Below are 14,174 nucleotides of genomic sequence, written 5' to 3'. Positions count from 1 at the left end.
GCTTTTAATTAACGATTATTGGTTTTTAGCCGCTTTTCTTCATTATGTAAGGAGATTAATAAAACCAAACCAATAAAAAAGAAAATGCAAAGCATTAAAGCCGAATTACGCATATTGCCCGTTAACTCTTCAATAAAACCAAAACTAAACATACCGCCAACTATGGCCAGCTTCTCTGTAACATCGTAAAAACTAAAGAAAGATGCTGTATCGGGAATATCCTGCGGTAAATATTTGGAATAGGTTGATCGTGAAAGTGATTGGATTCCTCCCATTATCATCCCTACAACACCTGCCAAAATATAAAACTGGAACGCTGTTGTTGTAAAATACGCGCCTACACAAGCCAATATCCAAACTACAACTACAAACGCCAATACTAATACATTGCCATACGTCTCTGATAGTTTAGACATTAAGTTTGCACCGACTATGGCAACCAACTGTATAATCAACACTACCGTTATTAAATTAGCGGTAGGTAAATGCAATATTTTAGCGCCAAAGCTGGCAGCTACCAACATAATGGTTTGTACCCCCATCGAGTAGAAAAAGAACGCGGGTAAATAGCGTTTTAACAAAGGCATTTTTTTAACCTGGTGCCAAACATTCCCTAATTCAATAAAACCGCCTTTAATTAGGTTATGCTGATGTGTTTGCGCATTAGGACTGCCTTTAGGCAATATGGTAAACGGTATATAGGCAAAACCTATCCACCACACTCCTACCAGTAAAAACGATAATTGTGCCGAACTACCAGCCGTTAACCCAAACACCTTTGGAAAAAGCACAAATACAAAACAAATTACCTGTAATATAACACTACCAATATAGCCATACGTAAAACCTTTGGCGCTTACTTTATCCTGCATATCCAACGTGGCAATTTCGGGGAGATAAGAATTGTAAAACACAAACCCGCCGGTATAACCTATCGCCGCAAGGCCAAAACAAATGATGCCAAATTCCAAACTACTTAGCTTAAAAAAGAACAGGCAACAGCAGGAGAGCGCGCCCAGCCAGGTAAAGCATTTCATGAATATCTTTTTGTTGCCCTGGTAGTCGGCTATCGAAGTCAAGATCGGTAATAACAGCGCCACAACTAAGTAAGATACCGCCAAAGCATAGTCTGATAAAGCCGTGTTTACAAAGCTCTTACCGAAGAACATCACTCTATCCCCATTAGCTTTATTAGCCGTTATAGCCACATAATAGGCCGGAAAGATGGTTGATGTAATAACCAAATTATAAGCCGAATTGGCCCAATCAAACATGGCCCAGGCGCGGATGGTTTTTTTGTTGTTCTTCTCCACAATGAATGAATTAATGATTGAGTGAATGCTTGTTCGGCGTTTTAAATTTGACAACTTTTTAAAAGTTGTCAAATCTATTATCGTTATCCTATCTCTGCTTGCAGTGTTGTCGGTACGTTCTTAGCTTTCTTTTCAGCTGCAAATAGGGCTATTAATAAGACCAATCCAACCACAAAGAAGCAATCCAATGCTAATGCCGAATCGCGCATTTCATGGGTATAATCTTCTACTAAAGCAAAAACTGCAAGGCCCACAACAATAGAAAGTTTTTCGGTGGCATCATAAAAGCTAAAATAAGATGCTGTGTCCGGAATATTTTGTGGTAACAATTTGGCGTATGTTGAACGCGACAACGATTGCACGCCACCCATTACTATCCCAACTGCAAATGCAGCTACATAAAACTGGTTTTGGTTAGATATATAGTAGACACTCAAACAGGTAAAAGTCCAAAAAACTACCAGGACTATCAGCGATTTTGTATTACCATATTTGTTTGATGCTAAGGAAGTAAGCCATGCTCCTATTATAGCTACTACTTGTATAATCAGGATAATAGTAATCAAATCATCGTCCTTCATGTGTAATTCTTTTGCCGCAAATTCGGCAGCAACAAGCATAATAGTCTGCACGCCTACCGAGTAAAAGAAAAATGCAGGCAGAAACCGTTTCACCAAAGGCATATTTTTGATTTTCCCGAACACCTTAGCCAGCTCTTTAAACCCTCCTGTAAATACATTGAATTTATGAGATCCGGCATTAGGTTGGCCTTTGGGCAATATTTTGAATGGGATTATAGCAAAACCTATCCACCATAAAAAAACAATGATAAACGAAATCCGTGCACCCATATCTTCGGTGATACCAAATGAATCGTGAAATAGTACCCCGACCAAACAAACCAATTGTACCACAATACTGCCGGCAAATCCATAGATAAAACCTTTGGCGCTCACATCATTCTGCTTGTCTAGTGTAGCTATTTGCGGCAGGTATGAGTTGTAGAAAACAAACCCGCCGCAGTAACCTATGGTAGCTAAACCAAAGCATATCATTCCAAACTCTATTGGCCCACCTTCTTTCAAAAAGAACAAACCCGCACATGCTAAAGCGCCTACCCACGTAAACAATTGCAGGTACAATTTTTTAGCGCCACGATAATCGGCTATAGAAGTCAATATCGGCAATAAAAGTACGATAAGCAGGTATGATACAGCTAAAATGTAATTTTGTAATACTGTATTTACAAACTTATGGCCAAAAAAGCTGACCATGTTTTTACCATACCTGGTGTTAGCTGTAATACCTACATAATAAGCGGGGAAAATGGTGGACGTGATCACCATATTATAGGATTGGTTGGCCCAATCGAACATGCACCATGCCCAAATGGTTTTTTTGTTGTTTTTCTCTTCCATTGTGATGGCTAAAAGTATATAATTTTTAGCCAATACAAAAAAGGTAAAAGTGTTATATTTATTCGTCCAATTTTGAATGATTAGTGGTATCGGGCATAAAAAATATGCTTATAAACGATACGGCTATACAAATAGTTAAATACCAATAGAACCCATTGGCATAACCCCATTTTTTAAATCCCAGGGCAATAGGCTCGGCAGTGCCCCCAAATATGGCCACCGTTATTGCATACGGAAAACCAACACCCAACGAGCGCACATTAACCGGGAAAAGCTCGGCCTTTATAATGCCCGATATAGAGGTATTCAGACTTAGAATAACTAACGCAATTATGATAAGCATGGTTGCCGGCCAAAAGCTATGCATAGTACTTAACAATAACATTACCGGCACCGTGGTTAAAAGACTTAATCCAACGGCAATAATCATCATTTTTTTACGCGACATTCTATCGCCTAGCATACCGGCCAGGGGTTGCGCCAGCATAAAGGCAAATAAGGCTATCACCATTATTAATGTCGAATCGCTTTTACTAAAGCCTGATGTATTAACTAAAAACTTTTGCAAATAAGTAGTAAGGGTATAGTAACCAATAGTTAGTCCTAATGTAAAACCTATAATGATAAACGATTCGCGTTTGTACTTTTTAAGTTCGCTAAACGTACCACGGTTTTCTACGGTTTGCTTTTCGCTGGTAAATGCTTTGGTTTCTTCCATGTTGCGGCGCAGGTAAACAGCAGATAGCGCTAGCAACGAACCTATAGCAAATGGAATGCGCCATCCCCAACTTTCCAGTTGTTGCGGGGTAAGCAACCATTGCTGTAATAACATTAAAATCCCTAACGCTATCAGCTGGCCGATTATAGTAGTTACGTATTGAAAGCTGGAATACAAACCTCTCCTGTTTTTAGGGGCTATCTCGCTTAAATAGGTTGTCGATGTTCCGTATTCGCCGCCTACGCTTAAACCTTGTATCATACGCGCCAGTACTAATATTAATGGGGCAGCAATACCAATCGTTGAATATCCCGGTACTATCGTGATTATTAATGAGCCGCCGCTCATTAGCAATATGGATAGAGTAAGCGCCGCTTTACGTCCTTTCCTGTCAGAGTAGGCCCCCATTAACCATCCGCCCACCGGGCGCATTAAAAAGCCTATGGCAAATATGCCGGCGGTATTAAACAATTGGGCTGTCTGGTCTTCTTTAGGGAAGAAAGAATCGGCAAAATAAAGCGAGAATATAGCATAGATATACCAATCATACCACTCCACCAAATTACCAACCGAGCCGCTAAAAACTGCTTTAAAATGATTTGTAGGTTTATTTGGTGATTGTGTTTGCTGCATTGTTGATTAATGTATCTGCCTCTAAATTTAATATAAATTGGCTATAAAGCAAAAACCCGGTGGAGAGCCGGGTCTTTGGCTAGATATTAGATATTATTATACAAGCGTCTTTTTAATATAATCATAGCTTTGTTTGATACTAACAAACGGATTTAAAGGACTTTTTCAGTGCCCTCATTTTGGAGTAGCCCCTTTTTTGTTTTAATAAAAGCTTACGGCAGTATCTTTTGATGATTATGCGGAACCTGTGCGGTAGTTAGAACACTTTGAAGATATTTTAGTGATAATCAAGTCGATATATAGGAATGGGAAATAAAATTATTTTCGGTGTTTTTCGGAATTATAGAACTTTTATCAGGGCTCCGATGATAGCGGCAATTCCAATGACGTAAGGTTCTTGTAGTTTTTTGACATAAATTAGTGCCAGCACTGCGGCTATACCAATTAATGCTGTAGGAATATCTATTATAGAACGTAACCCAATAATAATAACAGATCCTACCAAAGCGCCTATCACCGAGGCGGTAATACCCTCTACAAAGGCTTTAATACTGGTGTTTTTCGCGATCTTTTTAAAGGATGGTGCTAAGGCTACCGTAAACAAATAACATGGGAGAAAAGTAGCTATTGCAGCGACAGCAGCGCCAGGAAAACCCGCCACTAAGTAGCCGATGAAGCCAACGGTAATCACTACCGGCCCCGGCGTAATCATCGCTACCGCAACCGCGTCTACAAACTGCTTTTCATTCAGCCAGCCAAACTCCTTAACTACGCCGCCATGCAGGAATGGTACAATAGCCAAACCGCTGCCAAAGACAAATGCACCTGCTTTTAAAAAGAACCAACCGATCTCCTGCAAGATTTTGCCATTATAATTCCAGAAACCAACACTCAACAAAATCCCGGCTGGAATTAGGGTTGGTTTTTTGATCCATTGGGGCGGCGCTTTAATCAGCATATAAATAATACCACAAGCCAGGAATAATAAGATTTCTTCTTTTTGGGTAATTACGGTAATGGCAATTCCAATTATATAAAACAGCCATAGCAACCATTTGGCTTTCATGGCAGCCCACTCAAACTTGCTGATGGATTTAACGGTTAGTTTGTAAGCGCTCATACCGATAATGCCAATAACCGCTGCGCCCACGCCATAAAACACCGCTTGCATCCAGGCCAGTCCGCCGTATAACTGGTAGGCCATGCCTAATAAAACCACCATGATAAAGGACGGCAGTACAAAAGCCAGCCCTGTTAAGGTAGCTCCAAATAGCCCGTAATGTACAAAGCCAATGTAAATGCCTAACTGTGCTGCCAATGGCCCTGGTGCCAGTTGCGCTAAGGCTAATCCCTCTTTATATTCATCCTTGGTCAGCCAACCTTTATCTTCCACCAGGTCGCGGTGCATATAACCCACCAAAGCCACCGGCCCGCCAAAACCCCAGGTGCCGAGTTTTAAATAGTATAAAGTGAGTTCTTTTAAAGTGTATATTGGTTGCGGTTTGGTGGTTGTGTCTTTCATTAATTGTGGGATATAAGTATTCCATGTGGCTATTTCAGCCGTTTAGGAATTAGGTTAAAGGATTTAGTATAAGCGGGGGTTACATCTTCATGCCGCTCATTGGCGCTTTACCTAATACATCTAAAGCAGCCCGAAATCCCTGCGCCAAAGTCGCCGCGTTGCCACGGCCATAATAATGCAGAAAAATCATGTGCGGCTCATCGCCCAGCATATGGTTATGCACCGCTACTACTTCCAGGTTATGTGCCCGCAGGATTTTAATAACCGTGTTGACCTCGCTTTGCAGCATCGCAATATCACCTGCGATATGCGCATCATCCTGTTTACCTGCAAAGGATGCCCAGGTGTTCAGCCCGATATTGGTCGTCATTTCCACGCCCATCGCCATTACTTTCAGGTCAGCCCGGCCAATTGTGTATTTATAGGTCGGCCCGTTTACGGTCCCTGTATATTTTACAATAGCGTCCAATGCAGGCAGGTCAAAGTTTTCTTTGCCTGTAACTGTTAGCGGTGCAGACGGCGTGGGTTGATTTGCCGGGAATATTTTGCTGTCGCGGATGGTATTGGCATATTTCTTCGCCAATTCCTCAACCGACCCCATGCCATGAATGTGCATATAAAATATTCGCGGTTCTTCATAAAAGAAATGGTTATGTATAGCGGCTATCTCTAAGCCGTTGGCATGTGCGGCAGATATTAACGGATTTACTTCTTCCATGAGCAATACATTATCGCTCATGACCATCGCAGATTTGCCGTCCACTGTCTTTTTGAACGATACCCAACCGCCAAAGCCAAAAGGAATGGGAACCGGTTCGCCTTTGATCTTCATTTTCAGGTCATTCCTTGGCAGCGGTGTCGTATATACAGATTCCGCATCTTTATAGCTGCCTTTTTTACCTAAAGCAGCATCAATAGCCGCCATTTCATCTGCAGATATAGCAGGGGTTTTAGCAGTTAAGGGCAATGAGGCCGCATTAATTTTGTTGACAGGTAATAGTAGGGCTGTGCCTAATACAGCAGTGGCCTGCAATGCCTGCCTGCGGGAGAATTTTGTTTCCATGTTGATAGTTGTTAACAATGCAATACTACCTACTAAAAACGCCTTTAAATTGTATGGATTTAACTATTTGGTATTCTTTTTACTTTTGCTGTTATTTCTTTTATAAACAGACGGATTTTCCCCGGTTTGCTTTTTGAATATCCGGGTAAAGTGGCTTTGGTCGGAAAATCCGGTAAGATAAGCGATTTCAGTCAGGGAATAGCCTGTTGTATCCATCAGATTTTTTGCTTTATCGATGCGCAATTTGCGGATATAATCACCAAATGACAGATTATCAAAGTATTTGGAAAATTCGCGGGAAAGATAAGCAGGGTTGATCTCCAATTCAGTGGATGCTTGCTGTAAACTTAAGGTCATATTGGTATCCAACTGATCCTGTATCATTTCTTTCAGTTCCTTTGCCCATTCCGGTGCTTTTTTGGATTTGCCTTGTTTAATATATTTATGATATACTTCGAGCAACATTTGTTCTACCGGGCCCGCTTGGGTATGCTTTAATTGGTGCAGGTGTTTCGCCCAGCTATATAACCCGTCATAAATAGTCATACCTAAATCCAATAATTCCTGGTCGTCTTTGATATTGTAAGCCAGTCCCGAAAAGATCGCTTCCAGCCCCGCAGCCTGTGGTGCAAAATCGTGACGGTCTGTATCCGCACCGCGAACAATAGCTGCTACCCGGTCAAGCCCCGCGTCTTTGAGTTGATGTTTTTTAATAAAATAATCAAAGCTGCACTGGTCGTTATAATGCGTGTATTCTACGCCCGGCAGGTCAAATGGTGTCGCATTTAATTCGTTAGCTTTGGTCAATACTTCCGCAAACGGTACGTAGATAATTTCGGCATTCACGTCAATAAACCGTTTGATCAGCCAGGGACAGGCGATTCGGTCAATTTTCGGATGTTCACGAGTGATCCATTTCATGTGGAACAAAGTTAACAGAACAAGACGGCTTAAAAGAATTGTTTAGGTGTTCTAACATAATTACAATTATTAGAAAAATCTTATCAAGTTAGAACACCCCAATATTTGAAAGACTCATTATAACACACACGTAATCAAGCAATAAGAGCCACTCTGTTTAGAGTAGCTCTTATTAAAATTTGAAAAGTTCAAATTGTGCGGAAGAAGGGACTCGAACCCCCACGCCGTGAAGCGCCAGATCCTAAGTCTGGTGCGGCTACCAATTACGCCACTTCCGCAGTTAGGATTTTTTAGAGTGGCAAAGATAGATTAAATTGACAGAATATAAAATTGTAATTTCACTTTTTTGCTAAATCCTTTATTGCTTAGCAGTTATAGTTTCAATTAACTGTTTAAAGTATGTCGGCACCTGCAATAACCTGCTGCCATACCACGAAAACATTTCGCCATCTACCAATATTACCTTTGCATCCGGCAATAATAATTGAAACTCTTCTATATGTTTTTGGGTGAATGGGTATGGCTCTGATGAAAGTAATATCACATCAGGATTAGCATCGATCAGCATTTGTTCTGTAACTTCCGGGTATCGGTCATCCTTAGAAACAGTAACTAAGCCGCAACGTTCTAATAAATTATCAATATAGGTTTGTTTACCGGCAACCATGTAGGGTTTGCGCCATATAAAGTACGCTACGCTTAAATTTAATTTTGGAGTGGTAAATTGATTAAACTGTTGAACGATGTCTTTAACAAGGCGCTCTGACTTGTCATTTCGATCGACCAACTCCCCTACTTTAATTATCATATCCAACGCTTCATCTAAATTACTGATGTCGCTTATCCAGACCGGGTAAATGTGTATCAACTCTTCAATTTGTGATTTGTCGTTTTCTTCTTTATTGGCGATGATCAGATCGGGTTTTAATTCTTTAATCTGCTGGATGTTTAGCTGCTTGGTGCCGCCGACTTTGGTGGTCGTTTTAAATTTATCTGTCGGATGAATGCAGAATTTAGTTATGCCGATTACTTCGACATCCAAACCTAAATAGAACAACAGCTCGGTTTGTGATGGTACTACAGAAATTATTCGTTTGGGGACGGATGGCAGCTCTACCCGCTTGTTTAGCTGATCGTAAAAAACAGCCATAGCAATTTACTGGGTATATATTTGGTAAACTCCAATGATCTTACGCTTTTTGCCTACTAATACGTTGGTTATTTTCTTTTCCATCATTAGCACTTCTACCTGGCTTACAAACTCATCACCATCAATAATAATGGGGTCCGCGGTCATCATAGCTGCAACAGATAGTTTTGATATATCCTGGTTTCGTAGCAAGGCCCTGCGTAAGTCACCATCAGTAATAATGCCTTGAATATGATCTTTGCTGCCAACCATTACCATACCCAATTTACCTTCAGACATGCTCAACAACACATCAGTAAACGAAGCATCCATTTGTATAAACGGCAGGTTGTCAGTCCGCATCAGGTCCTTAATGCGGGTTAATAATTTACGGCCTAAACTGCCTCCCGGATGGAAACGTGCAAAGTCTTCTTCCTGGAACTTACGCGATTCCATCAACGCTATTGCTAAAGCATCGCCCATAACCAATGCAGCCGTGGTTGACGATGTGGGTGCCAATGCCAGCGGGCAAGCTTCGCGGGTAATAGTAATGCTTAAATGATGGTCGCTATTTTTAGCAATGGTTGAATTTGGATTACCTGTAATACTGATGATCAGGCTTTTATTCCATTTTAAAAACGGAATAACTTTTAAAACCTCATCCGTTTCGCCCGAGTAAGATATGAGTATAATGGCATCATTAGGGCTGATAATACCCAGATCACCATGAAAAGCATCACCAGGGTGCAGAAACAAACTTGGCGTGCCGGTACTTGAAAATGTAGCCGCTATTTTTTTACCGATAAGGCCGGATTTGCCTACGCCTATCACAATAATTTTGCCGGTGTTATTTAATATAGCGTTTACAACAGTTGTAAACGAATCGTCAATAAGCCCAGCAACGTGTTGCAGCGATTCTATTTCAACATCAAAAACTCTCTTGGCAATATCCTTCATTATATTATACGTGTTACGTAGTACGTTATACGTTTTATTTATTGTTATTTATGTATAACGTACTACGTCATACGTACAACTTACCCTATCCGATTAATGGTTTTATCACCTCTTCTAACTCGTGCAGCTTAACCATGTTCGGGCCATCACTTAATGCGTTGTCCGGGTCCGGGTGTGCTTCCATGAAATAGCCATCGGCACCAAAAGCTTTAGCAGCCAGGGCCATCATGGGTACAAAGGTACGGTCGCCACCTGTTTTGCCGCCTGCACCGCCAGGGCGTTGTACAGAGTGCGTACAATCCATACAAATAGGATAGCCAAAGGCTTTCATATCATAGATATTCCTAAAGTCGACAACTAAATTATTATACCCGTACATGTTGCCACGTTCGGTTAATATCACTTGGTTATTACCAGCCTCTACAACTTTTTGAGCCGGATAAAACATATCCTGACCCGATAGAAATTGTGCTTTTTTAACATTAACAATTTTACCGGTAACGGCGGCAGCAACCAACAGATCTGTTTGGCGGCATAAAAAGGCGGGGATTTGTAATAGATCAACCACTTCGGCAGCAATAGCGGCTTGGTAGGGTTCATGTATATCGGTAGTAACAGATAAGTTAAATTTTTCTTTGATCTTTTGCAGCATCTCCATGCCTTTTTCAATACCCGGTCCGCGATACGAGTGTATAGAGGTACGGTTAGCTTTATCAAAAGATGATTTAAATATCACTTGTATAGGGTACTTCGCTCCTAATTCGGCTACTTTATCAGCAACGGTGTAAAGTAGTTCCTGGTTTTCCATTACACATGGGCCCAATATAAAAAACGGCTTCTGCCGCATTTGTTCAAACAATGCCATGCAACAAAGATGAGAAATTTTATGGTTAGGCACTAATTGCACAAATTATTGGCGATAATCAAATGTCATTTATTGCCTTTAGGCCGTTTTTTCTTAATGTAATTTTGCATCCACGCAATTAGCACAATAAACCGGTAGATTATCAGTTTAATAATATTATTTAAAAACACCTGCTGTTTCTGGCTGGAAAACATAGTTACCTATACTTAAACCGGTAGCATTTTTTTTAACATATATCAAGCAGCAGGTCGATATCCCATCTGTAGTTGTTATTATTTAAATTTAAAACAGAATTTAACCCTATTTTAGGAGTTAAATACAACGTATGGCCTAATAATTACGTTATAGTTGTTGGTTTGTGAAATTGTTAACTCATTTATTATTATTTAGCCGGAGATACCTGTTATGGTGCACTTGTTTGCTCACATCGGCTTGCTGTTTTGCGCAACAAACCACCGTTAATGGCAAGATAACCGATTCTGAGACAATGCAGCCGCTGCCAATGGTAAGTATTACCTTTGCTAATACCCATAAAGGCACCAGCACGGATAGCGAGGGTAAATTTACTTTATCAGCTTCAGGTTCGTTTTCACGCATCGTAATCTCCGCCGTAGGGTATCAGTCACTAATTAGAGTAATAGAGCCGGGGACGGCAAACGAAGTACAAGTTAAACTGGAAAAAAGCCGGACACGGCTTAAAGAAGTAGCTATTAACGCCCGAAGCACTAAACCCTATCATAATAAGGATAACCCGGCAGTTGAGTTGATTAGGCGGGTCATCGCCCATAAAGACGCTAACCGTGCGCAGCGCGCAGATTACCTGCAATTTGATCAGTATGAGCGTATCGGGCTTACGCTTTTTGATATACCACACCTATTGGTGAATAACTTTTTGTTCAGGCCTTATCGGTTTATGCTAGATACCACCGGAGGAAAACTGTCTGCAAATGTGTATCTCAGCGAAAAACGATACCGTTGGTATCTGCGTAAAGAACCTGCCAAGGCTATTAAATTATTAGAAGCTCAAAAAGAAAGCAATATTGTTAAATTCATAGATACTGCAGGCATCAACATCTATCTGAACCGGCTTTACGGCGACCAGATTGATATTTATGAAAACAATATATTTATCATTAACAACCAGTTATTAAGCCCCATCGCTGACCACTCGCCCGACTTTTATAAGTTTTTTATTACCGATACTATCAGGTCTGACAAAGACACCTTAGTTGAGCTGAGTTTTATACCCCGGAATAAAGGCGACCTGCTTTTCGAAGGGCATTTACTGGTTTCGCTTAACGGCAGCTATGCGGTAACCTCCTGCGAGTTAAATGTGAACAGCCGGATCAACATTAATTTTTTGCGCAGCCTGAAAGTGATATTGGATTTTCAAAAGCAAGCTTCGGGCCGTTACTTCCTGGTTAAAAGCGATGCGAAAGCAGATTTTGGCATTTTAAAAAACAAGGGGTTCGGGGTAAAAGGTGAACGGACAATCTATTATTCCAACTACCTGGTTGACCGGCCGCTTGACCCGTTATTTTACCAGGGCAAAAGCGAACAGGTTTTGCCCAACTTTAATCAGCCTGATAGTGCTTACTGGGCTAAACAACGACCGGATACCCTGCTAAAAAGCGAAACTGACTTCTATCGTCACGTCAGTCGGCTTGAAAAAATGAAGTCTTTTAAAAGAGCTACCTGGATTGCTTCTACACTCAACGGTGGCTTTGCTGATATCGGGCCTTTCCAGTTCAATACAGGCGAATTTGCATCCTATAACACATTAGAAGGTTTGCGCCTGGGCGTAGGCGGGCGCACCACACCCAAATTTAATAAAACCATTTATTTAGAAGGTTATCTTGTTGATGGCACGCTGGACCGCCAATTAAAATATAACGCAACTGTTTATTACTCATTTAATAAAACGCCCCAATATCGTTACCCTAACAATTATTTAAAGCTTAGCCAGCAATATGATATTACCTTGCCGGGAGATAATTTTACAGGTAAGAATTTCCGCACGCCGCTGTCATCGATCCAGACCGGAACAAGCCGATATTATTTTTACTCGCATGTTTTTAATTTGGATTACGTAAAAGAATATGATAACCATTTTTCTTTTGATATAGGCTTCTATAATCTAAACCAGCAAGCTGCAGGCGCATTAATGTACACTTTAAATAATCCGCAGCAAACGGTAATAGATCATATAACAGCAAGCGTTGTTACTTTATCGCTGCGCTACGCACCGCATGAACAGCTTTTCCAGGGCACCAATGATCGAAATATCATCCAAAATAAATACCCTGTAATTACATTGCAGGCCAGCCAGGGGCTTAATGGCGTATTAAACGGCACAAACAATTATCAATCTTTCATTGCTACTGTAGTGAAACGCTTTTACTTATCGCAGTTGGGGTTTGCAGATGTTACCTTGCTTGGCGGGATGATCATAGGCAAAGTACCCTATCCGCTTTTAAATATCAGCTCTGCCAACCAATCCATTGTATATGAGCCGGATGCCTACAACCAAATGCATTACCTGGAGTTTGTGAACGATCATTATGCCGGTGTAAACGTTACGCAGAGCTTTAACGGCTTTTTTTTAAACAAGATTCCGTTGATAGATCGTTTAAAGTGGCGTGAGTACTTGTCTTTTAAAGCTCTTTATGGTGGTTTGCGGGCCGAAAACAATCCGGCGCTGACCAGCGGCCTATATAATTTCCCGGTACCTGTAGCGGGAACTACCGGGACTTATACCTTAGGGAATATTCCTTATACCGAAGCAGGCGTTGGTATTGGCAATATCTTTAAAGTATTGCGGGTTGATGGTATCAGGCGGTTCAATTACCTTGACCACCCCGGCGTTTCAAAATATGGTGTTAAATTGACGTTAAATATTGATTTGTAGCCGTTATTTATTTGCATAGAAAAAAAATACATTACAGAAGTTATATGGCTAAACAAAAATAAAGACCCTCATTGTATGCAGAAAATCACATTACAGAGCGCGTTCCCAAGCTTTCAAAACTTTTGAAACGCAATAACCTGATTGTTGATCGGTTTAACAGTTCTCAAATAAGCATAGATTGCTGCAAGATCGTTGGCCTTCATTCCTGCATATAAATACCATGGCATTGGTATTTGCGGATCGCCGGGGTTAAGTTTAGCTGCTTGCTTTTCTCGCCCTTCAAAGCTTTTAAATCGCTGGATGAATATTTCTTTACTCCATGATCCAATACCGGTTAGCTTATCCGGTGTGATATTTGCAGAATGTACAACACCTCCCTGCTGTTTAAATTCCATTCCACCGCCAAACTCTGTCCCAGGGATTATATCCCCATGATATCTTTTACTATGACAATCTACACAAGCCGCTGCGTTAACAAGGTAAGCGCCATACTTGATGGTATCATTTTCCGATTGTAGCTTACCTAAATTTGCCTTATGCGGCATTGTATTAGTGATAAAATTAACCGGGAAGTCAATTTCTGACGCCGGTATGTCTTTTTTAATTGAAGGAATTGAACGCAAATAAGCAATAATGCTATACACGTCCTCTTTATCCATCTGCCCTATATGATCCCAAGGCATTAGTGGAAAGATGGCTTTGCCAAATTTGTTCTCCCCGGTAGTTA

General features: G+C 40.9%; 11 protein-coding genes and 1 tRNA gene. 1 reads left to right on the top strand and 11 read right to left on the bottom strand.

The genetic code is table 11. The features are described from left to right. Window positions 1–8: 8 nt before the first annotated feature. The 10 genes from JWQ34_RS10435 to kdsA form a co-directional block, all read right to left on the bottom strand. Window positions 9–1,316 carry an MFS transporter gene (locus JWQ34_RS10435; RefSeq protein ID WP_299357445.1) on the bottom strand — a complete coding sequence of 436 codons (1,308 nt, stop codon included), beginning with the start codon at window positions 1,314–1,316 and terminating at the stop codon, window positions 9–11. A gap of 80 nt (window positions 1,317–1,396) precedes the next feature. After that, a complete protein-coding gene (locus JWQ34_RS10430) occupies window positions 1,397–2,731 on the bottom strand; it encodes an MFS transporter (RefSeq protein WP_299357190.1) in 1,335 nt (444 codons plus the stop codon). A 58-nt stretch (window positions 2,732–2,789) separates the two neighbouring features. Continuing rightward, the gene (locus JWQ34_RS10425) at window positions 2,790–4,082 is read right to left on the bottom strand and encodes an MFS transporter (RefSeq protein ID WP_299357189.1); all 1,293 of its coding nucleotides are present in this window, start codon (window positions 4,080–4,082) and stop codon (window positions 2,790–2,792) included. Between the two features lie 340 nt (window positions 4,083–4,422). After that, window positions 4,423–5,604, bottom strand: a complete 1,182-nt coding sequence (locus JWQ34_RS10420; RefSeq protein WP_299357188.1) for a chromate transporter — start codon at window positions 5,602–5,604, stop codon at window positions 4,423–4,425. Between the two features lie 79 nt (window positions 5,605–5,683). Beyond that, complete coding sequence (locus tag JWQ34_RS10415) at window positions 5,684–6,667, bottom strand: DUF1259 domain-containing protein (RefSeq protein WP_299357187.1); 984 nt, start codon at window positions 6,665–6,667, stop codon at window positions 5,684–5,686. 63 nt (window positions 6,668–6,730) lie between these two features. Then, window positions 6,731–7,588 carry a chromate resistance protein ChrB domain-containing protein gene (locus JWQ34_RS10410; RefSeq protein WP_299357186.1) on the bottom strand — a complete coding sequence of 286 codons (858 nt, stop codon included), beginning with the start codon at window positions 7,586–7,588 and terminating at the stop codon, window positions 6,731–6,733. A 196-nt stretch (window positions 7,589–7,784) separates the two neighbouring features. Next, window positions 7,785–7,866, bottom strand: a tRNA-Leu gene (locus JWQ34_RS10405). 80 nt (window positions 7,867–7,946) lie between these two features. Beyond that, on the bottom strand, window positions 7,947–8,738 hold the full coding sequence (locus tag JWQ34_RS10400; RefSeq protein ID WP_299357185.1) for a helical backbone metal receptor: 792 nt from the start codon (window positions 8,736–8,738) through the stop codon (window positions 7,947–7,949). Between the two features lie 6 nt (window positions 8,739–8,744). Next, window positions 8,745–9,674 carry a KpsF/GutQ family sugar-phosphate isomerase gene (locus JWQ34_RS10395; RefSeq protein WP_299357184.1) on the bottom strand — a complete coding sequence of 310 codons (930 nt, stop codon included), beginning with the start codon at window positions 9,672–9,674 and terminating at the stop codon, window positions 8,745–8,747. 85 nt (window positions 9,675–9,759) lie between these two features. Further along, window positions 9,760–10,539: a 3-deoxy-8-phosphooctulonate synthase gene (kdsA, locus tag JWQ34_RS10390; protein WP_299357183.1), complete on the bottom strand. Its 780-nt coding sequence runs from the start codon at window positions 10,537–10,539 to the stop codon at window positions 9,760–9,762. A 358-nt stretch (window positions 10,540–10,897) separates the two neighbouring features. Between kdsA and JWQ34_RS10385 the strand changes: the two genes are divergently transcribed. After that, a complete protein-coding gene (locus JWQ34_RS10385; protein WP_299357181.1) occupies window positions 10,898–13,447 on the top strand; it encodes a DUF5686 and carboxypeptidase-like regulatory domain-containing protein in 2,550 nt (849 codons plus the stop codon). A gap of 113 nt (window positions 13,448–13,560) precedes the next feature. Here the strand turns inward: JWQ34_RS10385 and JWQ34_RS10380 are convergent. Continuing rightward, on the bottom strand, window positions 13,561–14,174 hold a 614-nt coding region (locus JWQ34_RS10380), incomplete at its 5' end, for a c-type cytochrome (protein ID WP_299357180.1).

It is taken from the genome of Mucilaginibacter sp. (assembly GCF_028288185.1).
Lineage (GTDB): Bacteria > Bacteroidota > Bacteroidia > Sphingobacteriales > Sphingobacteriaceae > Mucilaginibacter.
This window is presented reverse-complemented; position numbering and strand designations above follow the sequence as displayed.

Bases quoted from the DNA above. Each gene is read 5' to 3' on its own strand.
- JWQ34_RS10430 (WP_299357190.1), bottom strand. From the start codon at position 2,731: ATGGAAGAGAAAAACAACAAAAAAACCATTTGGGCATGGTGCATGTTC.
- JWQ34_RS10400 (WP_299357185.1), bottom strand. From the start codon at position 8,738: ATGGCTGTTTTTTACGATCAGCTAAACAAGCGGGTAGAGCTGCCATCC.
- JWQ34_RS10395 (WP_299357184.1), bottom strand. From the start codon at position 9,674: ATGAAGGATATTGCCAAGAGAGTTTTTGATGTTGAAATAGAATCGCTG.
- JWQ34_RS10415 (WP_299357187.1), bottom strand. From the start codon at position 6,667: ATGGAAACAAAATTCTCCCGCAGGCAGGCATTGCAGGCCACTGCTGTA.
- kdsA (WP_299357183.1), bottom strand. From the start codon at position 10,539: ATGGCATTGTTTGAACAAATGCGGCAGAAGCCGTTTTTTATATTGGGC.
- JWQ34_RS10410 (WP_299357186.1), bottom strand. From the start codon at position 7,588: ATGAAATGGATCACTCGTGAACATCCGAAAATTGACCGAATCGCCTGT.
- JWQ34_RS10425 (WP_299357189.1), bottom strand. From the start codon at position 4,082: ATGCAGCAAACACAATCACCAAATAAACCTACAAATCATTTTAAAGCA.
- JWQ34_RS10420 (WP_299357188.1), bottom strand. From the start codon at position 5,604: ATGAAAGACACAACCACCAAACCGCAACCAATATACACTTTAAAAGAA.